This is a genomic window from Pseudoflavonifractor sp. 524-17, assembly GCF_009935845.1.
In the GTDB taxonomy this organism is placed as follows: Bacteria; Bacillota; Clostridia; order Oscillospirales; family Oscillospiraceae; genus Pseudoflavonifractor_A.
In genome coordinates this window covers 81,123-105,745 of the sequence record NZ_QWEK01000013.1, presented here as the reverse complement: position 1 = coordinate 105,745, position 24,623 = coordinate 81,123, and the positions used below count along the sequence as shown (strand labels likewise).

Annotated in this window: 25 protein-coding genes; 11 read left to right on the top strand and 14 right to left on the bottom strand. The window is 60.6% G+C overall.

Going from position 1 to position 24,623, the window contains the following annotated elements; genetic code table 11:
* Positions 1 to 120 precede the first annotated feature (120 nt).
* Together D1159_RS05455 and D1159_RS05450 are read left to right on the top strand one after the other, a co-directional pair.
* The gene (locus tag D1159_RS05455) at positions 121 to 1,119 is read left to right on the top strand and encodes an RluA family pseudouridine synthase (protein ID WP_161844671.1); all 999 of its coding nucleotides are present in this window, start codon (positions 121 to 123) and stop codon (positions 1,117 to 1,119) included.
* Between the two features lie 107 nt (positions 1,120 to 1,226).
* A complete protein-coding gene (locus D1159_RS05450; protein ID WP_161844670.1) occupies positions 1,227 to 1,934 on the top strand; it encodes a hypothetical protein in 708 nt (235 codons plus the stop codon).
* 66 nt (positions 1,935 to 2,000) lie between these two features.
* Here the strand turns inward: D1159_RS05450 and proC are convergent, their stop codons facing one another.
* The 9 genes from proC to D1159_RS05405 all read right to left on the bottom strand — a co-directional run bounded on the left by proC (position 2,001) and on the right by D1159_RS05405 (position 11,676).
* A complete protein-coding gene (proC, locus tag D1159_RS05445) occupies positions 2,001 to 2,801 on the bottom strand; it encodes a pyrroline-5-carboxylate reductase (protein ID WP_161844669.1) in 801 nt (266 codons plus the stop codon).
* Between the two features lie 71 nt (positions 2,802 to 2,872).
* Entirely contained in the window at positions 2,873 to 3,796 is a 924-nt protein-coding gene (gene argF / locus D1159_RS05440) for an ornithine carbamoyltransferase (RefSeq protein ID WP_161844668.1), read from the bottom strand.
* Positions 3,797 to 3,821: 25 nt separating this feature from the next.
* Complete coding sequence (locus tag D1159_RS05435) at positions 3,822 to 5,000, bottom strand: aspartate aminotransferase family protein (RefSeq protein ID WP_161844667.1); 1,179 nt, start codon at positions 4,998 to 5,000, stop codon at positions 3,822 to 3,824.
* Positions 5,001 to 5,014: 14 nt separating this feature from the next.
* Positions 5,015 to 5,869: an acetylglutamate kinase gene (argB, locus tag D1159_RS05430; RefSeq protein WP_161844666.1), complete on the bottom strand. Its 855-nt coding sequence runs from the start codon at positions 5,867 to 5,869 to the stop codon at positions 5,015 to 5,017.
* Positions 5,870 to 6,042: 173 nt separating this feature from the next.
* On the bottom strand, positions 6,043 to 7,260 hold the full coding sequence (gene argJ / locus D1159_RS05425; RefSeq protein ID WP_161844665.1) for a bifunctional glutamate N-acetyltransferase/amino-acid acetyltransferase ArgJ: 1,218 nt from the start codon (positions 7,258 to 7,260) through the stop codon (positions 6,043 to 6,045).
* A 32-nt stretch (positions 7,261 to 7,292) separates the two neighbouring features.
* Entirely contained in the window at positions 7,293 to 8,252 is a 960-nt protein-coding gene (argC, locus tag D1159_RS05420) for an N-acetyl-gamma-glutamyl-phosphate reductase (RefSeq protein ID WP_161844664.1), read from the bottom strand.
* Between the two features lie 6 nt (positions 8,253 to 8,258).
* Positions 8,259 to 8,933: a hypothetical protein gene (locus D1159_RS05415; RefSeq protein WP_161844663.1), complete on the bottom strand. Its 675-nt coding sequence runs from the start codon at positions 8,931 to 8,933 to the stop codon at positions 8,259 to 8,261.
* 17 nt (positions 8,934 to 8,950) lie between these two features.
* Positions 8,951 to 10,336: an argininosuccinate lyase gene (gene argH / locus D1159_RS05410; protein WP_161844662.1), complete on the bottom strand. Its 1,386-nt coding sequence runs from the start codon at positions 10,334 to 10,336 to the stop codon at positions 8,951 to 8,953.
* A 113-nt stretch (positions 10,337 to 10,449) separates the two neighbouring features.
* A complete protein-coding gene (locus D1159_RS05405) occupies positions 10,450 to 11,676 on the bottom strand; it encodes an argininosuccinate synthase (protein ID WP_161844661.1) in 1,227 nt (408 codons plus the stop codon).
* 603 nt (positions 11,677 to 12,279) lie between these two features.
* On the opposite strand from D1159_RS05405, the gene pheS reads away from it, so the two are divergent.
* Together pheS and pheT are read left to right on the top strand one after the other, a co-directional pair.
* Positions 12,280 to 13,305 carry a phenylalanine--tRNA ligase subunit alpha gene (gene pheS / locus D1159_RS05400; protein ID WP_161844660.1) on the top strand — a complete coding sequence of 342 codons (1,026 nt, stop codon included), beginning with the start codon at positions 12,280 to 12,282 and terminating at the stop codon, positions 13,303 to 13,305.
* Between the two features lie 31 nt (positions 13,306 to 13,336).
* On the top strand, positions 13,337 to 16,006 hold the full coding sequence (gene pheT / locus D1159_RS05395) for a phenylalanine--tRNA ligase subunit beta (protein WP_161844659.1): 2,670 nt from the start codon (positions 13,337 to 13,339) through the stop codon (positions 16,004 to 16,006).
* A gap of 74 nt (positions 16,007 to 16,080) precedes the next feature.
* On the opposite strand, the gene D1159_RS05390 is transcribed toward pheT, so the two are convergent.
* The 4 genes from D1159_RS05390 to D1159_RS05375 all read right to left on the bottom strand — a co-directional run bounded on the left by D1159_RS05390 (position 16,081) and on the right by D1159_RS05375 (position 18,161).
* Positions 16,081 to 16,683 carry a TetR/AcrR family transcriptional regulator gene (locus D1159_RS05390; protein ID WP_161844658.1) on the bottom strand — a complete coding sequence of 201 codons (603 nt, stop codon included), beginning with the start codon at positions 16,681 to 16,683 and terminating at the stop codon, positions 16,081 to 16,083.
* A 187-nt stretch (positions 16,684 to 16,870) separates the two neighbouring features.
* Positions 16,871 to 17,314: a hypothetical protein gene (locus D1159_RS05385; RefSeq protein ID WP_161844657.1), complete on the bottom strand. Its 444-nt coding sequence runs from the start codon at positions 17,312 to 17,314 to the stop codon at positions 16,871 to 16,873.
* A 6-nt stretch (positions 17,315 to 17,320) separates the two neighbouring features.
* Positions 17,321 to 17,758, bottom strand: a complete 438-nt coding sequence (locus D1159_RS05380; RefSeq protein WP_161844656.1) for a DUF6120 family protein — start codon at positions 17,756 to 17,758, stop codon at positions 17,321 to 17,323.
* The gene (locus D1159_RS05375) at positions 17,730 to 18,161 is read right to left on the bottom strand and encodes a PadR family transcriptional regulator (protein ID WP_161844655.1); all 432 of its coding nucleotides are present in this window, start codon (positions 18,159 to 18,161) and stop codon (positions 17,730 to 17,732) included. The genes D1159_RS05380 and D1159_RS05375 overlap by 29 nt, the downstream gene beginning before the upstream one ends.
* 240 nt (positions 18,162 to 18,401) lie before the next feature.
* Between D1159_RS05375 and D1159_RS05370 the strand changes: the two genes are divergently transcribed.
* From D1159_RS05370 to D1159_RS05355, 4 genes are all read left to right on the top strand, one after another.
* The gene (locus tag D1159_RS05370) at positions 18,402 to 18,863 is read left to right on the top strand and encodes a hypothetical protein (protein ID WP_161844654.1); all 462 of its coding nucleotides are present in this window, start codon (positions 18,402 to 18,404) and stop codon (positions 18,861 to 18,863) included.
* Positions 18,864 to 19,058: 195 nt separating this feature from the next.
* On the top strand, positions 19,059 to 19,481 hold the full coding sequence (locus tag D1159_RS05365; RefSeq protein ID WP_161844653.1) for a hypothetical protein: 423 nt from the start codon (positions 19,059 to 19,061) through the stop codon (positions 19,479 to 19,481).
* A gap of 35 nt (positions 19,482 to 19,516) precedes the next feature.
* Positions 19,517 to 20,278 carry a hypothetical protein gene (locus D1159_RS05360; protein ID WP_161844652.1) on the top strand — a complete coding sequence of 254 codons (762 nt, stop codon included), beginning with the start codon at positions 19,517 to 19,519 and terminating at the stop codon, positions 20,276 to 20,278.
* A 106-nt stretch (positions 20,279 to 20,384) separates the two neighbouring features.
* Positions 20,385 to 21,119: a phosphatase gene (locus tag D1159_RS05355; protein WP_161844651.1), complete on the top strand. Its 735-nt coding sequence runs from the start codon at positions 20,385 to 20,387 to the stop codon at positions 21,117 to 21,119.
* 60 nt (positions 21,120 to 21,179) lie between these two features.
* Here the strand turns inward: D1159_RS05355 and D1159_RS05350 are convergent, their stop codons facing one another.
* Positions 21,180 to 21,599 (bottom strand): hypothetical protein, encoded by a 420-nt coding sequence (locus tag D1159_RS05350; protein ID WP_161844650.1) that lies wholly within the window; start codon positions 21,597 to 21,599, stop codon positions 21,180 to 21,182.
* Between the two features lie 217 nt (positions 21,600 to 21,816).
* Here D1159_RS05350 and D1159_RS05345 point away from each other — a divergent pair, with 217 nt between their 5' ends.
* From D1159_RS05345 to sigE, 3 genes are all read left to right on the top strand, one after another.
* A complete protein-coding gene (locus tag D1159_RS05345; protein ID WP_161844649.1) occupies positions 21,817 to 22,758 on the top strand; it encodes an Ig-like domain-containing protein in 942 nt (313 codons plus the stop codon).
* A 206-nt stretch (positions 22,759 to 22,964) separates the two neighbouring features.
* Positions 22,965 to 23,798 (top strand): sigma-E processing peptidase SpoIIGA, encoded by an 834-nt coding sequence (locus D1159_RS05340; RefSeq protein ID WP_161844648.1) that lies wholly within the window; start codon positions 22,965 to 22,967, stop codon positions 23,796 to 23,798.
* A 60-nt stretch (positions 23,799 to 23,858) separates the two neighbouring features.
* On the top strand, positions 23,859 to 24,581 hold the full coding sequence (sigE, locus tag D1159_RS05335; RefSeq protein ID WP_161844647.1) for an RNA polymerase sporulation sigma factor SigE: 723 nt from the start codon (positions 23,859 to 23,861) through the stop codon (positions 24,579 to 24,581).
* Positions 24,582 to 24,623: the final 42 nt, after the last annotated feature.

Here is a 24,623-nt window from a genome sequence, read left to right as displayed (position 1 = left end):
TATTTTACCTGAAAAGTTTCGGAGTGTAAAGAGGCAGATTTAAAATTCACGAAACATTAAGAACTTGCTGCGTCCAGTACTCTGCCAGGTTCAGAATAAATTGTGTTGCGAGGAATCGGCATGAAAGAATTTATTGTCCAGAAAAATGACGCCGGCCAGCGGCTGGACCGCTGGCTTGCCAAGAATCTCCCGCTGCTCCCTGCCCCCCTGGCTCAGAAGTATATCCGCCTCAAGCGGGTCAAGGTCAACGGAAAGGGCTCTAAGCGGGATGTGCGCCTCCAAGTGGGCGATGTGCTTCAGCTGTACATCAACGACGAGTTTTTTGACACTCCCACCCCGGAAAACGCCTTTTTGTCCATCTTCCAGCCCAAGCTGGATCTGGTTTATGAGGACGAAAACCTCCTGCTGGTGAACAAGCGGCCGGGGCTGGTGGTCCACCCGGACGAAAATGAGCGGGTCAACACGCTTATCACCCACATTCAGGCTTACCTCTACCAGAAGAAGGAGTGGAGCCCCTATCAGGAGGGCTCCTTTGCCCCCGCCCTGTGCAACCGCATCGATCGGAACACCGGCGGCATTGTCATCGCCGCCAAAAACGCCCCCGCCCTGCGGGTGCTCAACCAGAAGATCAAGGATCGGGAGGTGGCCAAATACTATCTGGCCGCCATCCACGGCAAAATGGAGCCCCCCGCCGGGCAGCTGGAGGGGTTTCTTCTCAAAAACGAGGGAAAAAAGCAGGTTACGGTCTACCGCCGCCCCATCCCCGGGGGCAAGCGCGCACTCACCCGCTACCGCACCCTGGCGGTAAAGGACCGCCTGTCTTTGGTGGAGTGTGAGCTGCTCACCGGACGCACCCACCAGATCAGGGCCCAGTTCGCCGCCGCCGGCCACCCCCTGCTGGGGGACGGAAAGTACGGCCGGGAGCGGGATAACCAGTGCTATGGCCGCAGCTTTCAAGCTCTGTATTCCTACCGGCTGGCCTTCCGCTTCACAACTGACGCCGGCCCTCTGGCCTATTTGGACGGAAAATCCTTTTCCGTCTCGGACGTGGACTTTGTTCCCCAATATTTTGGCATATCTGTCAGCGGTGCGGAGCATAGCGGCGAAAAATTTTTATAAAATTCTGGCTTTCATTTTTTAACTTTCGGCCGATATAATAAGACGCAGGCTGTCCGCCCGCGGTTATGCCGCAATAAGAAACCTACATAAAGGAGAGAGAATTTACTATGAAACAGCACCGCCGTATTCCCGCGCTTCTTCTGGTCCTTTCCCTGATGTGCACACTGCTGCTCAGCGGCTGTCAGGGCGCCGGGGAAAAGCCCGCCCAGCCCGACGCTGTGGCACAGGTTTTCTACGATCTGATTATCCGCCAGGACGCCTCCAGCGCCAAGGAGCTCTTTGGTTACACCTCTGAGGAGGAGGCGATGGCCGATCTCATCGGCGATGCCGGCGATTTTGAGAAAGAGATGGTCTCCGAGCTGTCCGCTCAGTTCGAGGACATGGGCCTGGAACTCACAGACGAGGAGATCACCAATCTCTACAACGCCATTATCTCCATGCTGGACCGCCTCAGCTTCTCCGCCGAGATCAAGGAGATCAGTGAGAAGGACAAGACCGCCGTGGTCATCGCCCACATCGGTTACTATGACTCCGCCACCATGACCACCGCCATGGAGAATGCCCTGAACAGCGTCATGCCGGAGGATCCCAGCTCCATCACCACGGAGGCGCAGCTCAACGAGATCCTCCACAACTACCTGGCAGAGATGTGCAATGTGCTGGCCACCCTCCAGCCCGCCAGCGGCACCAAGGATTTCGAGGTGGACTTCGAGCTGACCAAGATGGAGATCAACGGCAAAGAGAAGGCCGTCTGGATGCCCTCCGATCCGGAGCAGTTCGGCATGGATCTGAGCACCAACGCCATGAGCATGTAATGTAAGAACCTGTATCTACAAACGGGAGCGGATTTCTCATCCGCTCCCGTTTTCTGTGGTCAAGGGTCAAGTTTTGCCCAAATCCCGGTTTTTCCGCCAGGCGGCCTCCACCGCGCTGATCACCGCCGCCCGCAGGCCGCCCCGCTCCAAGGCGGCGACTCCCTGAATGGTGGAACCTCCAGGGGAGCACACCGCGTCCTTTAACGCGCCGGGGTGCGTTCCGCGCTCCAGCACCATGGCCGCGGCCCCGGCTGCGGTCTGGGCCGCGTAGGCCAGGGCCTGATCCCGGGGCAGGCCCGCCAGTACGCCTCCATCCGCCAGCGCCTCTACAAAGAGGTACACAAAGGCGGGGCCGCACCCGGCCACGGCGGAGAAGGCATCCATCTGCCCCTCCTCCAGCCGGCGCACCAGGCCGGTTTCTCTCAAAATCTCCTCTACCGCCGCCCAGTGGGCCTCCGCCGTGCCGGGGGCGGCGCACAGAGCCGTGGTCCCCTTCCCGATGGCGCAGGGGGTGTTGGGCATGATGCGCAGGATAGGGACGCCCTTCGGGGCCCACCCGGCCAAAGTGTCCACCGTCAGCCCCGCCGCCATGGATACCAGCACCTGTCCCTGCGTCAGCTCCGGCGCGATCTCTCGGATCACCCCCTCCATCTTGTGGGGCTTCACCCCCAAGAAGAGATACTGCGCCCCCCGGGCCGCCGCCTGGTTGGAGGATACCGCGGTACACCCCGTCTCCGCCGCCAGCTGCTCCGCTTTCTCCGGCGTGTGGTTGGCCGCCAGCACCTGATCCGCCCCAATGGCCTGGCAGGCCGCCCGGAGCAGAGCGCCGCCCATATTTCCCGTCCCGATAAACGCCGCTTTTTTCATTACGCACCTGGCTCCTTTCAAAAAACAGCCCGCCCCCCAGACCTGAACGGTGTCTGGGGGGCGGATCCTTTTTATTTCTGCCCCTCTTCGCCCATAAGCAGGTACATGACCGCCTTCTGTGCGTGGAGGCGGTTCTCCGCCTCGTCAAAGATCTCCTGGGCATGGGCCTCAAAGACCTCCGCGGTGATCTCCTCCCCCCGGTGGGCAGGCAGGCAGTGCTGCACCATACAGCCCGGGTTGGTCACTTTCATCAGCTCAGCATTGACCTGATAGCCGGTGAACGCGGCCCGGCGTTTGGCGGCCTCGTCCTCCTGTCCCATAGAGGCCCACACGTCGGTGAACACCACGTCGGCCCCCTTGGCGGCCTCCATGGGGTCCCGGACGATGGTCAGCCTGGCGTCGGCGACGGTGTTGGCGAAGGCCAGCACGTCGGGGTGGGGGTCATAGCCCTCGGGGCAGGCCACGGACACGTCCATGCCCACCTTCAGACCGCCCACAATGAGGGAGTTGACCATATTGTTGCCGTCGCCGATGAAGCACATCTTCAGGCCCTCCAGCTTGCTCTGGTGCTCCCGGACAGTCATCAGGTCGGCCAGCACCTGGCAGGGGTGGGCAAAGTCGGTCAGGCCGTTGATCACCGGAATACTGGCGTACTCCGCCAGCTTCTCCACCTCCGCCTGGGAATAGGTGCGGATCATAATGCCGTCGCAGTACCGGGAGAGCACCCGGGCGGTATCCTCCACCGGCTCCCCCCGGCCGATCTGGCTCTCCTTGCCGGACAGGAAGAGGGCGTGGCCCCCCAGCTGGTACATGCCGGTCTCAAAGGACACCCGGGTCCGGGTGGAGTTCTTTTCAAAAATCATGGCCAGGCTCTTGCCCTGGAGATAGTTGTGGGTCAGGCCGTGCTTCTGGTTGTACTTCATCTGGTCGCCCACGTTCAGAATATGGATGATCTCCTCTTTGGAGAGATCCAGCAGCTTGAGCAGATCTTTCATCTCGTTCACCTCATCAATAATATCGTTATTCCAACGTTTTGTCCATAATCGCCAGGCCCTTGTCCATCTCTTTTTTTGTAATGGTCAGCGGGGGGAGCAGGCGCAGGGCCGGTCCGGCAGTCAGCGCCAGCAGCCCTCCGTCTATCAGCTGCGCCGCCAGCGCTTTATTGGTATAGCCCGCCTTGACTTCTATACCGATCATCAGACCCAGGCCCCGGGTGGCGCCGATGCTCTTCTTGTTCAGCGCCTCAATTCCCCGGCGGAGGTAGTTTCCCTTCCCCGCCACCTCCGCCAGCGCCGTTTCGTCTAAAATGTCCAGCACAGCCTGGGCGGCGGCGGCACACACCGGGTTGCCCCCAAAGGTGCTGGCGTGGGTGCCGGGTCCCAGGACGGACCGGCAGCGCGCATGGACCAAAAATCCCCCCATGGGCAGCCCGCCGGCGATGCCCTTGGCAAAGGACACCCCGTCTGGCTCAATTCCGTACTGCTGGAAGGCGAAGAGCGTACCGGTGCGGCCGACGCCGGTCTGAACCTCGTCCACCAGCAGCAGCCAGTCCCGCTGGGCGCACAGCTCCGCCAGGCCGCGGACAAATTCTTTTTCCAGCGGGAGCACGCCTCCCTCTCCCTGAACCAGCTCCACCAGCACCGCGCAGGTGTCCTTCCCTCCCTGGGCCTTTACGCTGTCCAGGTCGTTGGCGTCCGCGTAGCGGAAGCCCTCCATAAAGGGGAAGAAGTACTGGTGGAACACGTCCTGTCCGGTGGCGGTCAGGGTGGTCAGGGTGCGGCCGTGGAAGGAATTGTTCAGCGTGATAATATTGCTGCGCCCCGCCCCGTATTTGTCAAAGCTGTATTTTCTGGCCAGCTTGATAATGCCCTCGTTGGCCTCCGCGCCGGAGTTGCCAAAGAAGGCCGCCGCCATGCCAGTCCGCCTGCACAGGGTCTCCGCCAGCCGGGCGTAGGGCTGGGAGTAGAACAGGTTGGAAATATGCCCCAGCTTCAGGGCTTGATCATAAATCGCCTTGGCCCAGGTCTCGTTGCCGTATCCCACGGAGCATACCCCAATGCCCGAGGTAAAGTCGACATACTCCCGGCCCGCCAGGCTCCACAAAGTCGCCCCCTTGCCGTGGTCGATATCCACGTCGAACCGGCCGTAGGTCTGGAGGGTATGGGCGTGATCCAGTGCTTTCAGCTCGTCAAAGTTCATGGTACTCCCCCCGCTTACAGAATCATGGTGCCGATGCCCTCGTCGGAGAGCATCTCAATGAGGATGGAGTGGGGAATGCGGCCGTCCAGAATGTGGGTGCGGGCCACCCCGGAGCGCACCGCCTCCACACAGCACTCCACCTTGGGGATCATGCCCCCCTTGATGACCCCCTCCTTCACCAGCAGGGGCACGTCGGACAGGCCCACGGCGTGGATCAGCGTCCCGTCGTCCTTGGGGTTCCGGAGCAGGCCGCGGACATCAGTGAGAAGAATCAGCTTTTCCGCCCCCAGGGCGATGGCCAGCTTGGCCGCGGCGGTGTCGGCGTTGATGTTGTAGGCGTTCTCCCCGTCCAGTCCCTGGGCAACGGTGGATACCACGGGAATATAGCCGTCCTTCAGGCCGTCCTGTACCGGCTTGGGGTTAACCTTCACAATCTCCCCCACCAGGCCGTATTTCTCGTCCAGCTTCCTGGCCTGGAACAGCCCGGCGTCCATGCCGCACAGACCGATGGCCTGCCCCCCCCGGCGGTTGAGAGTGGCCACCAGATTCTTGTTCACCTTGCCGCACAGCACCTGCTGCACAATATCCATGGTCTCCTCATCGGTGTAGCGCAGGCCGTCCACAAATTTGGACTCTTTCCCGATTTTACCCAGCATTTCGGTAATCTCCGGCCCGCCGCCGTGGACCACCACCACATGGATGCCCACCAGGTTGAGCAGAATAATATCGCTGATGACGGCCCGGCGCAGCTCGTCCGAGATCATGGCGTTGCCGCCGTACTTGACCACAATGGTCTTGCCGTAAAATTTCTGAATATAGGGCAGTGCCTCCGCCAGTACCGTGGCCCGGGTCACAACAGGATCGGACATGGGTAAAACCTCCAATTATCAACTGCAATTCGTTTATTTTCGGCTGTTTAATACAGTTTGGAACCGCTGACAAAGACATATTTTGAAAAGCGGCTTTATCAACAGGCCCACTTCGTACAAAAGGTGCGAAGCATATGAAAGTTCTTTTGGTTCTTTTCTTTCAAGAAAAGAACCTAGGTACGGTAGTCTCCGTTGATTTTCACGTATTCGTAGGTCAGGTCGCAGCCCCAGCAGCTGGCCTCGTGGCCTCCCTCATTGAGACAGATGTCGATGACCACCTCGTCCTGGGACAGAATGCTCTTGGCGGCCTCCTCATCGAAGTCCACCCCCATGCCCTGGCGGCAGACCAGAATCTCTCCCACGTCGGAGGAGAAGCGCACATCCACATACTCCGGCCGGAAGGGCGCCTTGGAGTATCCCATGGCGCACAGCACCCGGCCCCAGTTGGCGTCGGCGCCGAACATGGCGGCCTTCACCAGCGGGGAGCCCACCACCGCCTTGGCCAGGCGCTCGGCGCTCTCCTCGCTCCGGGCCTTCCACACCCGGCAGGTCACCAGCCGGGACGCGCCCTCCCCGTCCCCGGCGATGGCCCGGGCCAGATGGGTACACACCTGGAGCAAGGCCTTCTGAAAGACGGTATAACTGTCGTCCTTCCACTCAATCAGGTCGTTTTCCGCCATGCCGTTGGCCAGCACCACGCACATGTCGTTGGTAGAGGTATCCCCGTCCACAGTCACCCGGTTGAAGGTCTTGGGCACGGTCTCGTGGAGGGCCTCCGCCAGCATCTCCTGGGTGATGGCGCAGTCCGTGGTAATAAAGCACAGCATGGTGCCCATATTGGGGTGGATCATACCGGAGCCCTTGGCGATTGCGCCGATGGAGACGCTCTTTCCCCCTACGGTGAAGGAGTAAGCGATCTCCTTTTTCTCCGTATCCGTGGTCATGATGGCGTGAGCCGCGCCGTCAGAGCCCTCTTCGCTCAGCGCGGCGGCGGCAGCGGGCGTGCCCTTCTCAATGGCGGCGATGTTGATGGTCTGGCCGATGACGCCGGTGGAGGCCACCACAAAGTCCTCCGCCTTGCGGCCGGTGGCGGCGGCGGCGTACTGGCACATCAGCTCCGCGTTCTCGTGGCTCATGGGGCAGCAGGCGTTGGCGTTGCCGCTGTTGGCGATAACTCCCCAGGCGGTGCCGTCCTCCAGATGGTCCATGGTCACATAGACCGGCGCCGCCTTCACCCGGTTCATGGTGTAGACAGCTGCGGCGGCGCACTCCCGCTCGGATACAATCAGCGCCAGATCCTTTTTGTCGCTCTTGTGATGCTTTACGCCGCAGTGGACCCCCGCGGCCCGGAATCCCTTGGCGGCGGTGACGCCGCCGGAAATCTGTTTCATGGCAGACAGCTCCTTTTTCATCTTCTGGGCGCTTATAGATTCAGGCCGGCGGTCTCCCCGAAGCCCAGCATCAAATTCATGTTCTGCACCGCCGCGCCGCTGGCCCCCTTGCCCAGGTTGTCAAAGAGGGCGGTGACGGTGAACTGCTGGTCGTTCCCGGCCACGATGAGGGAAAGGGTATCCTTGCCCCGCAGCATGTTGGCGTAGATCTTGAAGCCGGAGTCCATGCCGCTGTCCGGATCGGTGGGGTCGCCCTCCACCTGGACCACCCCTTCCCCGCCGTAATAGCCGGACAGGGCCTGCCACACCTCATGGAGGGTGGACACCCCCCGCAGCTGGCTCATGCGCAGGGGAACTGTGGCGGCCATCCCCTTGTAGTAGTCGTCCACAATGGGGGTAAACACCGGCGGGTACGCCAGGGCGCACACCTTCTGCATCTCCGGCAGGTGCTTGTGGTTTTGCAGCACCCCATACAGCGCGGGGCTGGACAGGGCGCAGGGGCGGTCTTCTCCCTCATACTGGGCAATCATCTTCTTCCCGCCGCCGGAATAGCCGGTGAGGGAGAAGCAGGTCAACAGCCCGTCCGCCGGCAGCAGGCCCAGTTCCACCAGCGGGGCGGCAATGCTGATAAAGCCTGTGGCGTGACAGCCGGGATTGGCCACCCGCCGGGCAGACTTAATCTGTTCCCGCCGGCCATGGAGCTCCGGGAAGCCGTACACCCAGTCCGGGCTGGTCCGGTGGGCGGTGGAGGCGTCAATCACCCGGGTATGCTGGTTTTCAATGAGGGCCGCCGCCTCTTTGGCCGCGGCGTCCGGCAGGCAGAGGAAGACCAGGTCGGCGGCGTTGAGCAGTTTTTTCCGCTCCAACCTATCCTTGCGCTTGTCCTCGTCAATGAGCAGTAAATCAATGTCTTCCCGCTCCGCCAGACGGTCGTAGATCTGCAGGCCGGTAGTTCCCTCTTTGCCGTCAATATAGATCTTTGGTTTTCCCATCTCTTGTCACCTCGTCCAGCCGGTCTCTACAAATCCCTGGTCTCCGGCCGCGTTATATAGTCCATAACAGAGCAGTTTGTCCGTCCCCTCTCTGGACAGCTCGTCCTCCGTGTCCCAGGGGTCAAAGGCCCGGGTCCAGTTGACAAAGCCCTCCGGCAGATCCTGCCGCTGGGCTCCGGGCAGGTAAATGAAAATCTTGTCCGCATCATCCAGGCCGTAGGGGTAGGAGACAATCCAGTGCGTACCGTCCTCATCGAGGGTCTCGTCCCCCTCCGCGCCCTCCTGCTGGATGGTCTCCAGGCGCATGGAGTAGGTGTAGTCGTTCACCTTCACCGGCTGGCTGAAAGTCCCGTGGAAGTTGCAGTAGTACACACTCTGGGTCCCCATGTCCGAGTCGTGGTACTGGCCGGTGAAGGACCCGTCCGCCGCCACGTCCAGCTCGGTGGACCAGCCCCCCGCGCCGCTGGCAAAGCTGAAGTTCCGGGGGAAGAGATCCGCCTCCGGTTCCGCGGAGAGGGTTGGTTCCGGGGTAGGCGCGGGCGCAGGCGCAGGTTCCGCCGCTGTGGGGGAAGGCGTTGGGGCGCTGGTCCCGTCAGGGACTGCTCCCGTTTTGGTACAGCCCGTCAGAGCCAGCGCCAGCGCCGCCCCAAGGATGGCAATCGCCCTGTCTGTGTGTTTCATGGGTGCTCCTTTCTCTGTCACTCTGTCTCCCGCTGGGCCAGGAACTGTTTGATGTTGTCAATCTGCCGCAGGACGCTCTCACAGCCGGGGCCGCCATAGACCTGCCGGCCGTTGACGCAGGTGTTCAGCTCCAACGCCTGGTACACATCCTCGTCAAAGACGGGGGAGACCGCCTTAAAGTCCTTCAGGGGCAGCGTGTCCAGGGTTTCGCCGGTCTTGATGCAGAAGTTGACCAGCTTGCCCACGATCATGTACGCCTCCCGGAAGGGCATTCCCTTCTTCACCAGATAGTCTGCGCAGTCGGTGGCGTTGATGAAGCCGCCGGAGGCCGCCGCGCGCATATTCTTGCTCTTCACCGTAAGGGTGTCCAGCATGGCGGTAAAGACGGGGATGCACAGCTCCACCGTATCAATGGCGTCAAAGACCGGCTCCTTGTCCTCCTGCATATCCTTATTATAAGCCAGGGGCAGGCCCTTCATCACCGTCAGCAGCGTAATCAAAGAGCCGTACACCCGGCCGGTCTTGCCCCGGACCAGCTCGGCCACGTCGGGGTTTTTCTTCTGGGGCATGATGGAGGAGCCGGTGGAATAGGCGTCGTCCAGCTCCACATACTTGAACTCCCAGGAGCACCACAGGATGATCTCCTCGGAAAACCGGGACAGGTGCATCATCAAAATAGAGCAGGCGCACAAAAACTCAATAGCAAAATCCCGGTCGGACACCGAGTCCATGGAGTTGTCGGTGGGCTTTTGGAAGCCCAGGGCGGCGGCGGTCTGGAACCGGTCCACCGGATAGGTGGACGTGGCCAGGGCCCCCGCCCCCAGGGGGCACTCGTCCATGCGCTCCAGACAGTCCTCCAGCCGGGTGATATCCCGCTTGAGCATGTTGGCGTAGGCCATCATATAGTGGGCAAAGGTGGTGGGCTGGGCCCGCTGAAGGTGGGTATAGCCGGGCATCACTGTGTCCAGATTAGCCTCTGCCTTGCGCACCAGCACCCGCTCCAGGTCCTTCACCATGCCGGTGATGACAGGGATCTCCTTCTTCACAAAGAGGCGGAAGTCCACCGCCACCTGGTCGTTCCGGCTGCGGCCGGTGTGCAGGCGCTTGCCGGTCTGGCCGATGCGCTGGGTGAGCATGGTCTCAATGTTCATATGGATGTCCTCGTTTTCCATGGAGAACTCCACATTGCCTGCCTCGATATCCGCCAGAATGGCCTTTAAACCGCCAATGATCTTCTCCGCCTCGTGGGCCTCGATAATCCCGGTCTTTCCCAGCATGGCCGCGTGGGCCATGGAGCCTGTGATATCCTCCCGATAGAGCCGGGCGTCAAACGAGATGGAGGAGTTGAAATCGTTGACCAGTGTGTCGGTCTCCTTCTGGAACCGGCCTGCCCATAGTTTCATAGCAAAAGCACCTCGCTGTATTGATGTGAAAAATGGAAAAATGACAGGGGCAGCGGGGGACGCGGAACCGCCCCGCCGGGCCCGTCCTCCGCTGCACTGTCAGATAATACCGGTTATTTCAGCTTTCCCTGCTCCCTCAGAGCCTGAACCGTGTCAGGCAGGCCCCACAGGTTGATGAAGCCGGTGGCGTCGTCCTGGTTATAGTCGCTCTCCTCAAAGGTGACCAGCTGCTCGGAGTACAGGCTGTCCGGAGAGGTGACGCTGGCGGTAATGATGTTGCCCTTGTACAGCTTGAGCTTCACCGTTCCGGTGACATGCGCTTGGGTCTGCACCGCGAAGGCCTGGAGGGCCTCCCGCAGGGGGGTGAACCACTTGCCGTTGTACACCAGGTCGGCGAAGTCCACCGCCAGCTTGCTCTTCATGTGCATGGTGTCCTTGTCCACGGTGAGCATCTCCAGCACCTCGTGGGCCCGGTAGAGGATGGTGCCGCCGGGGGTCTCATACACGCCCCGGTCCTTCATGCCCACCAGCCGGTTTTCCACAATGTCCAGCAGGCCGATGCCGTTGTCCCCGCCCAGCTTATTCAGCTTGCGGATGATATCAGAGCCCTTCATTTTCTCCCCGTCCAAGGCCACAGGCACGCCCTTTACAAAGTCGATGGTCACATAGGCGGGGGCGTCCGGAGCCTGGAAGGGGGAGACGCCCATCTCCAGAAAGCCGGGCTTGTCGTACTGGGGCTCGTTGGCCGGATCCTCCAGGTCCAGGCCCTCGTGGCTCAGATGCCACAGGTTCTTATCCTTGGAGTAGTTGGTCTCCCGGGAGATTTTCAGGGGGACGTTGTGGGCCTCGGCATAGTCGATCTCCTCGTCCCGGCCCTTGATGTCCCACTCCCGCCAGGGGGCGATAATGGTCATCTCGGGGGCAAAGCGCTTGATGGCCAGCTCGAAGCGGACCTGGTCGTTTCCCTTGCCGGTGCAGCCGTGGCAGATGGCGTCCGCCTCCTCCTTCTTGGCGATCTCCACCAGCCGCTTGGCGATGATGGGCCGGGCGAAGGCGGTGCCCAGCAGGTAGCCCTCGTACTTGGCCCCCATCATCATGGAGGGGATAATCACGTCGTCCACCATCTCGTCGGTCAGATCCTCAATATACAGCTTGGAGGCCCCGGTCTTGATGGCCTTTTCCTCCAGGCCGTCCAGCTCGTCCCCCTGGCCCACGTCGGCGGAAACCGCGATGATCTCCGGGTTGTTGTAGTTCTCCTTCAGCCAGGGGATGATGATGGATGTATCCAGCCCGCCGGAATAGGCGAGCACTACCTTTTTAATCTCTTTCTTGCCAGCCATATGGAAAACCTCCGTCTGTTTCAATGTTGCTGCTAGTGTATCACGCTCCTGTAAAAAATGCAAGGGCTATATTCGCATAAATATGCGTTTTTCTTCTTTTCAATCTTGTCTATTTTCACACCTTTATGAATAATATTCATTTTTTAGTGAATATTATTCGACTTGTATTCATTGCGCCGGCCCTCCCGCTCTCACGCTCGCCCGCCCCGCCCTGCCGGCGGCAATCTTTTCTCGGGTTTGCTCGTTTCACCCTTGCATTTTCGGTTTTGATATGCTATAAATAGGCTTACACGCGAGGAAGGGGAAAATAGCGGCCCCGGTTCCTACAGAGAGCGTCCGCCGCCGGCTGAAAGCGGACGCGGAAGACCCGCCGCTTAGTTCGCCCTGGAGCTGCCCTGGAGACAGGGACGGAGTCACGCCCCGTTACCGGCGTTAAGAGTGCCCGCGCCCCGGCGTGGGAATGCGGGTGGTACCGCGGAAGGGCAAGCCTTTCGTCCCAGTCTGTTGTTCGGATGGGACGGGGGCTTTTTTGCTGTTAAAACAGGTCCGTATTCCATTCAGAGCTTGTATTTCTTTTAACTGACAATAAGGAGACGCACAGACATGAAGCAGTTGTTGGAGCACATTCGTACCGACGCCCTGGCCGCCTTTTCCGCCGCCGGGGACGCCCAGGCGCTGGACGCCCTTCGGGTGAAGTATCTGGGCAAGAAGGGGGAGCTCACCGCCCTGCTCAAGCAGATGGGCAGGCTCTCTCCCGAGGAGCGGCCTGTCATGGGCCAGCTGGCCAATCAGGTGCGGGAGGCCCTGGCCTCCGCCCTGGAGCGGCGGCAGCGGGACCTGGAGGCCCAGGCCCTGACCGCCCGCCTCACCAGCGAGGCGGTGGACGTGACCATCCCCGGCCGACCGGCGGTGCTGGGCCACCGCCACCCCATGTATATCGCCCTGGACGAGATCAAGGACATCTTTGTCAGCATGGGTTTTCAGGTGGTGGACGGCCCCGAGGTGGAGCTGGCCGAGTACAACTTTGACAAGCTCAACGCGGAGGAGGGGCACCCCTCCCGGGACTGGTCGGACACCTTCTATTTTGACACGGACAGCCGGGTGATGCTCCGCTCCCAGACCAGCCCCATGCAGGTGCGCTCCATGGAGGTCATGCCCCTGCCCATCCGCATCATCGCCCCCGGCCGGGTGTACCGCAAGGACGAGGTGGACGCCACCCACTCCCCCATGTTCCACCAGGTGGAGGGCATGGTTATTGACAAAAACGTCACTATGGCTGATCTGAAGGGCACCTTAAATCTGCTGGCGGAGCAGCTGTTCGGCAAGGGCACTGTCACCCGCTTCCGCCCCCACCACTTCCCCTTTACCGAGCCCTCCTGCGAGATGGACGTGCAGTGCCACAAGTGCGGCGGCGCCGGCTGCCCCACCTGCAAGGGGGAGGGCTGGATCGAGCTGCTGGGCGCGGGGATGATCCACCCCAACGTGCTGCGCATGGCGGGCATCGACCCGGAGATCTGGTCCGGCTGGGCCTTCGGCATGGGCCTGGAGCGCACCGCCATGCGCCGGTTCAAAATCGCCGACCTGCGGCTGATTTTCGAGAACGATATGCGCTTTTTGGAGCAGTTCTGATTAAACATCACAGTTCAGAGGAGTTTTCAATATGAATCTATCCAGAAAATGGCTCAGCGAATTTGTTGAGATTGACGCCGGCGACAGAGACTTCGCCGAGGCCATGACCCTGTCCGGCTCCAAGGTGGAGCTGACCCACGACATGGGGGAGGAGATCAACAACGTGGTGGTAGGCCGCATCCTGTCCATGGGGCGCCACCCAGACTCGGACCATATGTGGGTGTGCCAGGTGGATGTAGGCAAGGAGGAGCCCGTCCAGATCGTCACCGGGGCGTGGAACATCCACGTAGGCGACCTGGTCCCTGTGGCCCTGCACAAATCCACCCTCCCCGGGGGCAAGAGGATTGAGAAGGGCAAGCTGCGGGGGGTGCTGTCCAACGGGATGCTGTGTTCCCTGAAAGAGCTGGGCCTGGACGAGCGGGACTTCCCCTACGGAGTGATTACCGCCGCCGCCCTTTTGAATGACTACCACCCCCAGACACCTGGCACCACTCCCGACGGCGACAGCGGTCCCATTCAGGTTTTGAGCGTCCAAGCCGTGGAAAACGCGGGGGGCAGCTTGTGGAGCTGTGTGCTCAGCGACGGAAAAGGCGGCAGCGAGACTGTGGTCACGCCTTGTCAGAACATCCACGCCGGCGATCTCGTCGCCGTCCATGCTCAAACCCGCGCTATCTGCACCCTGGCCGGCCTCCACGCCGAGCAGCGGGAGTTCCCCCACTGCATTCCCGACGGCATCTTCGTCCTTCAGGAGGACTGCAAGCCCGGGGACGACATCAAAACCGTCACCGGCCAGGACGACCATGTGGTGGAGTTTGAGATCACCCCCAACCGGCCCGACTGCCTCAGCGTGATCGGTCTGGCCCGGGAGGTGTCCGCCACCTTTGACAGGCCCCTGCGCCTGCACACCCCCGCGGTCAAGGGGGGCGGGCCCGGCGTACTGCCGGAGCTGCTGGACGTGGAGACCCCCGCCGCCGATCTGGTGCCCCGGTACACCGCCCGGATGGTGCGCAACGTGAAGATCGCCCCCTCCCCCAAGTGGATGCGGGAGCGGCTGCGGGCCATGGGAGTACGCCCCATTAACAACATTGTGGACATCACCAACTACGTGATGCTGGAGTACGGCCAGCCCATGCACGCCTTTGACTACCGCTATGTAAAGGGCGGCAAAATCATCGTCCGCCGGGCGGAGGAGGGAGAAAGGCTCACCACCCTGGACGGCAAGGCGCACACCCTCACCGCCAGCCACCTGGTCATCGCCGACGAAACCCGGGCGGTGGGCCTGGCCGGCATTATGGGCGGCGAGAACAGCGAGATTGTGGCGGACACCGCCGACGTGGTCTTTGAGTCCGCCTGCTTTGACGGCACCTGCATCCGCAAGGGCGCCCTGGCCCTGGGGATGCGCACCGAGGCGTCGGCCAAGTTTGAAAAGGGCCTGGATCCCATGAACACCCTCCCCGCCGTGGAGCGGGCCTGCGAGCTGGTGGAGCTGCTGGGCGCCGGCCAGGTGGTGGACGGCGTCATCGACATTCTCAACCACGTCCCCCAGCCCACCGCCCTCAAGCTGGAGCCGGAGAAGATCAACGCCCTGCTGGGCACCGATGTCTCGGAAAACGAGATGTGGACCATCCTGCAAAAGCTGGGCTTCCAGATCCACCGGGACCGCACCGTCACCGTCCCCTCCTGGCGGGGCGACGTGAAGGAGATGGCCGATCTGGCGGAGGAGGTAGCCCGGTTCTACGGCTACAACAACATTCCCACCACCCTGATGCGGGGCGAGACCACCCTGGGCGGGTACTCGGAGCAGGAAAAGCTGGAGCAGAAGCTGGGCGCCCTCTGCCGCGCCTGCGGCTGCAGCGAGATCATCACCTACTCCTTTCTCTCCCCCTCCGCCTATGACAAGATCGCCATGCCGGCGCAGGACCGTCGGCGCAATTCCCTCCAGATTCTCAACCCCTTGGGGGAGGACACCTCCATCATGCGCACCACCACCCTGCCCTCCATGCTGGAAATCCTCACCCGCAATTACAACTACCGCAACAAGACCGCCATGCTCTATGAGATTGGCCGAATCTACTTCCCCGGCGGCAGGGACGGCCTTGCCAACGAGGCCAAGGTGCTCTCGCTGGGCGCCTACGGCCCGGACATGGATTTCTATGCCCTCAAGGGGACGGTGGAGGCCCTTCTCACCGGCCTGCGCGCCCCCGCACTGTCCTTCCGCACCTGCTCTGACAACCCCTCCTACCATCCCGGCCGCTGCGCCGCCGTGTGGAGCGGGGCCCGCTGCCTGGGCGTCATGGGCCAGATCCACCCCCTGGTGGCCCAAAACTACGGCGTGGACGGGGAGCTGTACTGCGCCGAGCTGGACTTTGACGCCCTCCTCGCCGCCAAGGGGCCCGACCCGGTGTACGCCCCCCTGCCCCGGTTCCCCAGCGTCCAGCGGGACATTGCCGTGGTATGCGGCGAGGCTGTCCAGGTGGGCCAGCTGGAGGAGTGCATCCGCCGGGGGGCCAAGGGCCTGCTGAAAGAGGTGGCCCTCTTCGACATCTACCGGGGCCAGGGGATCGGCGCGGGGAAGAAGTCGGTGGCCTTCAACCTCACCCTCCGGGCCGATGACCGCAGCCTCACCGCCGCGGAGGCCGACGACGATGTAAACAGCATCCTCGCCCTGCTGGAGCGGGAGCTGGGCGCCGTCCTGCGCTGATTGCTTAGGCTGTCGAAAATACTTTTTTGACAGCCTGAGGCGGACCGTGTTTACGGTCCGCCTCTTTTTTTCATCTATTCCTCCGCCAGGCAGGGGCCGCAGGTCCGCTCAATCTCCCCCATGACCATGTCCAGGCAGATGGAGAAATAGGCGTCCAGGTCCACCCCGTCCCCGTTCAGGTACTGCATGGACGCCCCCATCATCAAGGAGACCAGCAGAAAGGAGAGTTCCTTGGCGTACTCCGGGTCCATCTGGGGATAAAATTCCGTCATACTCTGGATCAGATGGTCCCGCCAGTGGTCAAAGGAGCGGCCGAAGGACTCCTTTACCGTCTCGTCCGACTGCCCCAGCACCCAGAAGTCAAACTGGATTTTGTCGTACCGGGGCTGCTCCAGAATAAAGGTCTTCTTCTGCTCGAAAAAGACCTGGAGCCGCTCCCGCAGGGTGCGGCTGCTGCGCATCATCACGTCGCTGCGCTCCCCGTCAAACCGATCCTGCATCTCGGCCAGCAGCGCCAGGAGCAGGTCGTGCTTGGTTTTGAAGTGATAATGCAGGTTGGAGGAGGCCATGCCTGCCTCCTCAGCAATCAGGTGCATTCTTGTTCCGCTGATAGAATATCTGGCCATTACATTGAGCGCCGCGTCTAAAATGCGCTGCTCCTGCGGTGTGTACGGCAAACGCGTCCCCTCCGTTTCTATGGTTCCGGGCCGCCCTGGGCGGCAGCGCCTGGAATTCCGGCTGTCTTCCAATCAAATTATAAGAAAAAACGGGCCCATTTGCAAGCGGCTTTTCCCGGCGCGGCGCAGGCATAAAAGCGGCCCGCCGTGGCGCATCACGGCGGGCCGCTGTATGTTCTGTTTCTGATCAGGAAATATTCCCGTTCTTGTCGCAGGTGATGGAGCCGCTGAGGGTCTTGGATCCGCTGGGCCCCGAGAAGGTGGCCGTCCCCCGCACCGTACTGCCGGAGCAGGTTTCACGGTTGCTGGTCAGGCTCCAGCCGGGCTGGTAAATGTCAATCGACGCATCTGTGTCAACCGCTTTGCTGGTAGAAGAGTCGTACTCAAACCATCCTTGCAGCGTATAAGAGATGGCAACCTTTCCACCAACCTTATAATCAAAGATTTTCTTTGCGGATTTGGCGGAAGCGCGGGCCTGTGTGTCAACGATTGTTGTGATCTCAAGACAACTGCCATCCTCATACCAGATGACCTCAGTGGACTGTACAGAGGGATTTTCCTGCGCGGAAACAGTGCAGACACAAAGCGAAAGAACCAGAAACGCTGTAACAAAGGCACGAATTCGTTTCATCTTTCTTTAATCCTCCAAATAGTGATAAGTTACTCTTGTTGTTGCTTCGGGCGGGGGTGGTGTCGGAATGGTATCTGTTTCATAAATGATCGTTGTCACTTCCACATACCCCTCGTGCGCCCAATAATAGTAAAGCAAACCTCCAAAGGCGAACACCAATACCACAAGACTGAACACCGCAACTTTCAGAGAAAGCAGCTTGTTCTGCCTTATTCTCTTGATTTCCCCCGTGTCATAGCTTGTAAGCAGCTCTCCCGCCATGTCTTCCGGCGCGCCCAGGGCGGCGTACCAGTCGTCTTGGCCGGCTTCGGGGTTTTCCTCCAGGAAGGCGTCCACCGCCTGTTCCGCCCGCCGGAGCAGGCGGCGCCGCTCCCGCCAGGGGCAGGCCAGCTCTTTTTTGACTTCACGGAGGTACTCAGCTCTCTGCGCAATCATTGCTCCCATCTTTTTCCTCCTCTTTCTCATTGTCGCTGCCATTAATGATCTGGTATACACCCCCCATAAAGCGATCCAGAACTGCCAAAAGCTCCTCCAGATAGGCGCACCCCGCTTCGGTAACGCGGTAGTACTGGCGGCGGCGGCCGTCCGGGGCGGCGGTCTTTGCCCCCAGTTCAATATAGTGCGCGTCCAGCAGACGGTAAATGATGGCGTAGGGAAAGCTGATATTCAGCCGCCCGCCGCTGCGCTGGGACAGCCGCTCCGCCATCTCGTTGATATACATCTCCTGCTCCCGCAGCAGAAAAAGGATCAGTAGCTCAGAGCTGCCCTTCTTCAAATTTTCTTCCAGTCCCTCGGGAGAGGTGCTGGTTTTCTTTTTTCCTCTGGTTTTTGGTTCTTCTGTCGACATGAACTCTCCTGCTTCCTATTTTTGAAATACGTATTCCATTCCTTCTGGATCATTTTTATTATAGCAGATAGATTTCCTCTTTGCAAGATGTTGCTCGAATAATATTATCGAATTTTTATTTATTTTTATGTTGACAAATAATTTTAATGTACTATAATATAGACTGTACATCACAGCAGAGCACTCCCCGGTGAATCGCAGCGCTACGATGTGCAAATCACAATCTGAAAGGAGGAAACCATGTATTTCAGCAGAAGCGGAATGACCGCAGGGCTCCTGACGCTGGGGGTATTGGCCTGTCTTGGCGGCGGCACGCTGGCATCTGAGGGTACAGCGGCTCCGGCAGCGCACCCGTCTCCTGCACCTGCGGAATTCACAGGCGTAACGCCCAGCACACAGGTAACGCTGGCAGGCGGAAACCAGAAGCTGATAGAGTTCCCCATTGGCGATACCTATAACTACTGGAAGGTAGCCATTGCCAATGACGGGGAAGAGGATCTCTATTTCATCATCGCCACCCGCGAGAAAGAGGCCTACTGCTCCCAGAAGGTCCCGGCCCATACCGCCCAGTCCTTCTACGCAGAGGTCCCTTTGGAGAGCGGGGACTACCTTCTCACTGTCCATTCCGCTGACGGCAGTGTGGAGTTGAACGGCTATCTGTACTACAAGCTGGGCACCAGCTTTGAAAAGATCAACAATTAAGCAGCACCTCCTAGAAATATGTTCTAATCCATCCCTCATCCCTGCTAGGCTCCATTCTCGGGAGAGAATGGAGCCTAGTCAACCATAGGATAAACCTATAAAATTATTCACATAAAATAGAGGTCTAATTCCAGATACAAATGTCGTATGCTAATAACTGTAACTGCACGAAATTAAAAAAGAAAGGTGATTCAGATGAAAGTCTATCGAAAAGCCGCCGGCGTCCTGTGCGCTGCCGGCCTGCTCTGTTCCATGGCAATCCCCGCCTCCGCCGACAGCGCCAGGGTCTACAAGGACTACAGCCTTCACCCCGGCTCCATAATCGAGGACCATGAGGTGGGAACCTATCCCTTCCATATGCGGGACGGCTACGCCTTCTTCCGTGTGGCCCTGCACAACACCGGCGACCAGGAGATCACCATGTCCCTCTACGAGGTGAAGGACGGGATGGAGATCCTGTACAACGACTACAAAATCCCCGCTGGAAAGTGGGGCGGCACCGGTGTGGAGGAAAACGCCGCCGGAAAAAGCTTCGTAATCCGCTTTTCCTGCGATGATGAAACCTATGAGCCGGAGGGTTTTTTAAATGTCCGTATAGCCGACATAGACTTCCTGTAAAGGGAGCGGTTGGCCATCTCGAAAGGAGTATTGTTATGAACAGGTACAAAAAGGTTCTGGGCGGCGTCCTCTGTGCCGCCTGCGTCCTCTCCGCCGCAGCCGTTCCCTCCTTCGCGTCCTCCGCGCCCGCCCAGCCTGCCGCCCTCATGGTAAACATCCCCGCAATCGGGGAGCATATCTATAATAACGAGTCCATTGTTCGGGGCGAACGCTATGAATTTTCCATAGGTAATTCTCCTTTTTTCCAGGTCACAGTGAACAACACCGGAAAGTATGACATCCAGTTAACTATCTATGAAGAATTGGAAACCGGGGAATCTAAACTGTGGTATTCCACAACAGTAGACGCCGGTAAATCCGGCGGCACCGGAATCAAGGCCGGCGCCGCCAACAAGCGCTTTCACGTTTCCATGAACTGTATCTGGGGGAACGACCCCATAGGCACCATCAGCATCCAGACCTTCCCCACGGCGGACGCAGAAGCCAGCAAGTATATCTACTACAACCGCGATGTGCCTGCTGACTTCGAGCTTCCGCTTTTCACCGGCAGCCGTTCCTTCTACCGCGCCGCCCTGCACAATACGGGAAAATACGATATCCGCTTGCGGATCTACGAAGTCGTGAACGGCGAGAAGGTCCTCCGCAGCACCAACACCATCAAATCCGGCCAGTGGGGCGCGACCCCGGTGGCGGAGAACGCAGACAACAAGGATTTCATCATCTGCATGGACTGCCCCTATGGGACTATCCCCACCGGCACTCTGAGCCTCCGCGCTTCTGAACACAAATTCAATTAGGGCAAAAGGGTGGGCCGCACACCGGCGCTTACCCTTTTGGCATCTTGCTTTTTGCCTCTTTCGGGGATATAATGGGGGGAAAATCCCTGGAAACGAGGAATTGCCTATGAAATTTCGTTTGGACAGCCACTCCCACACCGTCGCCAGCGGCCACGCCTACTCCACGGTGCTGGAGATGGCCAAAGCCGCCGCGGACCGCGGGCTGGAGCTGCTGTGCGTCACCGACCACGCCCCCGGCATGGCCCACACCACCTGCCGGGACTATTTTATGAACCTGCGGGTTATCGACCGCACCCTCTTCGGCATTGACGTCATGCTGGGGGCGGAGCTCAACCTGATGGACACCGGCGGCGCCCTGGACCTGGACGGGCCCGCCCTCAAGGAGCTGGACCTGGCCATTGCCAGCCTCCATCCCAAGTGCATCCCCCCCAATGGGGACGCGGACGGGTATACCAACGCCGTCCTTAGGGCCATGGAAAACCCCTATGTGGCTATTATTGGCCACCCGGACGACGGCCGCTATCCCCTGGACTATCCCGCCGTGGTCCGGGCCGCCGGGGAGCATGGGGTCCTGCTGGAGGTCAACAACAGCTCTCTGGCTCCCCGCAGCTTCCGGCTGGACGCCCACGTCCACTGCGCCGAAATGCTCCGCCTGTGCAGGCGGGAGGGGGTATGCGTCACCGTGGGCAGCGACGCCCACTTCACCTCCGCCGTAGGCGGCCACGCCTACGCCCACGCCCTGCTGCGCGAGCTGGGCTTCCCCCCGGAGCTGGTGATCAACCGCGACCCTGGCGCTTTCCGGGCCATGATCGCCCGCCGCCGGGAGCGCATACCGCACTAAAGCGCAAAAAATCCCCCGCCGCAGCGTTCAGACGAAGCCGTGGCGGGGGATTTTCTGTTGTTACGGCAGGGTGTCGCTGTCTACCAGGATATTGTCGGTGCCGTGCTGGTCAAACTCCGCAATATAGGCGTCAATCCGGCGGTTGAGCTCCTCATAGTTGCTCTCGTCGATGGGCACGTCGTCCATATCCCGGCGGGCCAGATCCTCGGCCAGGATGTCGAAGAAAATGCTGTTTTCATATTCGATGATGGCCTCATGGATGCCGCCCTCCACAAACGCCCGGGAGGGGACCACCTCGTCCTTCCAATCCTCCGCCAGCACGCCCATGCCCTCTTCCCGGGCTTGGCGGAACAGCAGGCTTTCTACCTCATCATAGTCCTGAAACCGGTCCTCCCCCCGGGTGGAGTTCAGAACCCAGTTTCCGATATAGGCCATGTCCAGCAGACGGCGGAATTGCTTGTTCGTCAGTTCCAGCTTCATATCAGTAACCTCCTCGCTGTCGTGACGGTAGCGGCGGGGAAACGATGCCGCTGTCTTATTCTATATTATAGTGCTTTTGTGGTGGTTGTCAAACACTCCGGCCCGTCCCTTTTCTGTTAACAGCTTAAATTTCGCTTACAATTTCTCCCCACCGGTTGACGGTCGTCTTATTTTTAGGTAGAATAAAGCTAAACTTTGTCTTATCGGAGGGATTTTTATGGCTCGGACGCCCACCGGCTCCAGGAACAAAACCATACACTGCGACATCTGCGGCGAGGATTACGCCGCTACCTATAAACGCTGCCCCTTCTGCAACGGCCGTCCTCCGGAGCAGCCGTCCGCCCGGGGCAGCCGTCCGCCCCGGCGCAATACCCGGGGCGGCGGTTACTCCACCCCCTCTCCCGTCCGGATCATCAGCACGGTGATCTCTCTGGCCCTGATTGTGGCGGCGGTGTGCATCGTCATCTCCATTATCAAGCCTATGGTGGACAAGGGCAAGCCCATCACGCCGCCCTCCGCCACCCCCGCGCCCACCCCCACGGCTCAGCCCACGCCCTCTGTGGCTCCCAGCGCCCAGCCCTCCCCCGGGGTTCCCGCCGACCAGACCGCCGCCAGCTTCTCCCTGGATAAATCAGACTTCACCGTCTCCAATTATCAGGAGTCCCACTCCATCAATGCAACCTTCTCCCCCGCGGGGAGCGTAGGCTATCTGGAGTGGACCAGCAGCAACCCCGAAGTTGTCAGCGTGGATGACAACGGACGGATCACCGCCTTGGGCCGCTCCAACGGCGTCAGCCGGGCCACCATCACCGCCACCCTGAAGGGAACCAATATTACCCAAACCTGTATCGTCCGATGCAACTTTGACGCCCCTGCCGGGGCCACGGTCACTCCCACCGCGCCCTCTACCGCCGCCCCCAGCGGCAGCCTCTCCCTGAACAAGACTGACTTCACCATGGAGAAGCAGGGCCAGACCGTAACGATGCGGGTAAACGGCACCTCCTCCACTCCCACCTGGAGCATTGACGACACCTCTATCGCTACGGTGAGCAGCGACGGCGTGGTCACTGCCGTGGCCAACAGCAACGGCAAAGCCGTTACCCTCACCTGCACGGTGGACGGCCAGACCCTCACCTGTCTCGTCCGCTGCAAGTTCTAATTTATCCGTTTTCCATAAAAACACCGGCGTCCCGTTCAACGGGACGCCGGTGTTTTGCGCTGTGGAACGCGAGGTTGATTTGACAAAATCCGCCTTGCCCTGTTCTGACCTTTTTTGTGGCCGGACTGGCTTATAATAGCCTTACCCTCACGGGGACGCAGGCAGGCCAGGAGGCCCTTGCGGATAGGGTGAAAGGAGGGAACGCCGTGACCGTCGTCTATCTGGATGCCCTGTTTCTGCTCAATCTGGCGGTCAACTATCTGCTGCTGCTGGCGGCGGGCAAGCTGGCGGGGGAGCCGCTGCGCCGGGGGTGGCTGGGTCTGGGGGCGGCGCTGGGCGCCCTCTACGCCGCCGCCGTCTTCCTCCCGGGCATGGAGTTTCTCCTCCACCCCCTGTGCAAGCTGGGGGCCGGGGTGCTGATGCTGCTGTGCGCCTACCACCGCAGCTCCCACCTTCTCCGGGTTACTCTGGTTTTTTTGGGCGTATCGGCGGCCTTCGGCGGCGGAATTTTCGCCATTACCCTCCTGGGCGGGCGGGGACTGGCGCTGAAAAACGGCATCTTCTACTCGGCAATGGACCTGCGGCTCATCCTTCTGTCCGCGGCCGGGTGCTACGCCCTGCTTACGCTGGTCTTCCGCCGCTCCGCCCGGCACGGCTTTCGGGAGCTGCGCACCGCCGCCGTCTCCTTTCAGGGGCGCACCGTACGGCTCACCGCCCTGGTGGACACGGGAAACACTCTGGCCGACCCGGTGACCGGCCGGCCGGTGCTGGTGGCGGAGGGGGAGAAGCTGCGCGCCCTTCTGCCCGCCGCCCGGGTGGACCTGAGAGACCCGGTGGCCGCGCTGGAGGCGCTCAGCCCCCTGTCCACCCGCTTCCGGCTGCTCCCCTACCGGGCGGTAGGGGTAGACTGCGGCTTCCTCCTGGCCATGCACAGCGACGGCGTCCAGGTCGGACAGGAGTCCTACGGGGACATTCTGGTGGCCCTCTCCCCCACGCCAGTCTCTGACGGCGGGGGATACAGCGCGCTCATCGGCGCGTAATCGTCCATGCGCTCAAAAATCGGTAAAATCCGGCGGTTAACCGGAGGAAGGAGCTTTTTCATGCACGTATCCCGCCTGCGGCTCTACGCCGCCCTTCAGCGCCTGATGGCCCGGCTGGGCCTGTGCCTGCCAGGCAAGATTATGTACATCGGCGGCAGCGACACCCTCCCCGCCCCCCTCTCCCGGGAGGAGGAGGGGCGGCTCATCCAGCTGCTCAACCAGGGGGACGAGGACGCCAAGGGGCATCTTATTGAGCACAACCTCCGTCTGGTGGTCTACATCGCCCGCCGCTTCGAGAACACCGGCGTGGGGCTGGAGGATCTCATCTCCATCGGCACCATCGGCCTGATCAAAGCGGTGTCCACCTACAAGCCCGCCAAGAACATCAAGCTGGCCACCTACGCCTCCCGGTGTATTGAGAATGAGATTTTAATGCACCTGCGCAAAATCGCCAACCAGAAGGGCGAGGTCTCCTTTGACGAACCCCTCAACACCGACTGGGACGGCAACGAGCTCCTTCTGTCCGACATCCTGGGCACCGACACCGATCTGGTAATGAAGCCCATCGAGGACGACGTGGATCGCCAGCTGCTCTTTCAGGCCATCCAGAAGCTGGAGCCCCGGGAGCAGGAGATTATTACCCTGCGCTTCGGCCTCAACGGCCGGCGGGAGCAGACCCAAAAGGAGGTGGCCGACCGGCTCGGCATCTCCCAGTCCTACATCTCCCGCCTGGAAAAGCGTATTATCTCCCGGCTCAAGCGGGAAATCCTGCGTCTTCTCTAGCGTCTGTCTGAACCTATCCAAAAACCCAGGCAAAATGGCTGC

Bases quoted from the DNA above. Each gene is read 5' to 3' on its own strand.
- pheS (WP_161844660.1), top strand. From the start codon at position 12,280: ATGAAGCAGTTGTTGGAGCACATTCGTACCGACGCCCTGGCCGCCTTT.
- D1159_RS05360 (WP_161844652.1), top strand. From the start codon at position 19,517: ATGAACAGGTACAAAAAGGTTCTGGGCGGCGTCCTCTGTGCCGCCTGC.
- argF (WP_161844668.1), bottom strand. From the start codon at position 3,796: ATGAAAGATCTGCTCAAGCTGCTGGATCTCTCCAAAGAGGAGATCATC.
- D1159_RS05455 (WP_161844671.1), top strand. From the start codon at position 121: ATGAAAGAATTTATTGTCCAGAAAAATGACGCCGGCCAGCGGCTGGAC.
- sigE (WP_161844647.1), top strand. From the start codon at position 23,859: ATGCACGTATCCCGCCTGCGGCTCTACGCCGCCCTTCAGCGCCTGATG.
- argB (WP_161844666.1), bottom strand. From the start codon at position 5,869: ATGTCCGATCCTGTTGTGACCCGGGCCACGGTACTGGCGGAGGCACTG.
- D1159_RS05405 (WP_161844661.1), bottom strand. From the start codon at position 11,676: ATGGCTGGCAAGAAAGAGATTAAAAAGGTAGTGCTCGCCTATTCCGGC.
- pheT (WP_161844659.1), top strand. From the start codon at position 13,337: ATGAATCTATCCAGAAAATGGCTCAGCGAATTTGTTGAGATTGACGCC.
- D1159_RS05450 (WP_161844670.1), top strand. From the start codon at position 1,227: ATGAAACAGCACCGCCGTATTCCCGCGCTTCTTCTGGTCCTTTCCCTG.
- D1159_RS05375 (WP_161844655.1), bottom strand. From the start codon at position 18,161: ATGTCGACAGAAGAACCAAAAACCAGAGGAAAAAAGAAAACCAGCACC.
- D1159_RS05350 (WP_161844650.1), bottom strand. From the start codon at position 21,599: ATGAAGCTGGAACTGACGAACAAGCAATTCCGCCGTCTGCTGGACATG.
- D1159_RS05365 (WP_161844653.1), top strand. From the start codon at position 19,059: ATGAAAGTCTATCGAAAAGCCGCCGGCGTCCTGTGCGCTGCCGGCCTG.
- argC (WP_161844664.1), bottom strand. From the start codon at position 8,252: ATGGGAAAACCAAAGATCTATATTGACGGCAAAGAGGGAACTACCGGC.
- D1159_RS05355 (WP_161844651.1), top strand. From the start codon at position 20,385: ATGAAATTTCGTTTGGACAGCCACTCCCACACCGTCGCCAGCGGCCAC.
- argJ (WP_161844665.1), bottom strand. From the start codon at position 7,260: ATGAAACAGATTTCCGGCGGCGTCACCGCCGCCAAGGGATTCCGGGCC.
- D1159_RS05370 (WP_161844654.1), top strand. From the start codon at position 18,402: ATGTATTTCAGCAGAAGCGGAATGACCGCAGGGCTCCTGACGCTGGGG.
- D1159_RS05435 (WP_161844667.1), bottom strand. From the start codon at position 5,000: ATGAACTTTGACGAGCTGAAAGCACTGGATCACGCCCATACCCTCCAG.
- D1159_RS05385 (WP_161844657.1), bottom strand. From the start codon at position 17,314: ATGAAACGAATTCGTGCCTTTGTTACAGCGTTTCTGGTTCTTTCGCTT.
- proC (WP_161844669.1), bottom strand. From the start codon at position 2,801: ATGAAAAAAGCGGCGTTTATCGGGACGGGAAATATGGGCGGCGCTCTG.
- argH (WP_161844662.1), bottom strand. From the start codon at position 10,336: ATGAAACTATGGGCAGGCCGGTTCCAGAAGGAGACCGACACACTGGTC.
- D1159_RS05345 (WP_161844649.1), top strand. From the start codon at position 21,817: ATGGCTCGGACGCCCACCGGCTCCAGGAACAAAACCATACACTGCGAC.
- D1159_RS05415 (WP_161844663.1), bottom strand. From the start codon at position 8,933: ATGAAACACACAGACAGGGCGATTGCCATCCTTGGGGCGGCGCTGGCG.
- D1159_RS05380 (WP_161844656.1), bottom strand. From the start codon at position 17,758: ATGGGAGCAATGATTGCGCAGAGAGCTGAGTACCTCCGTGAAGTCAAA.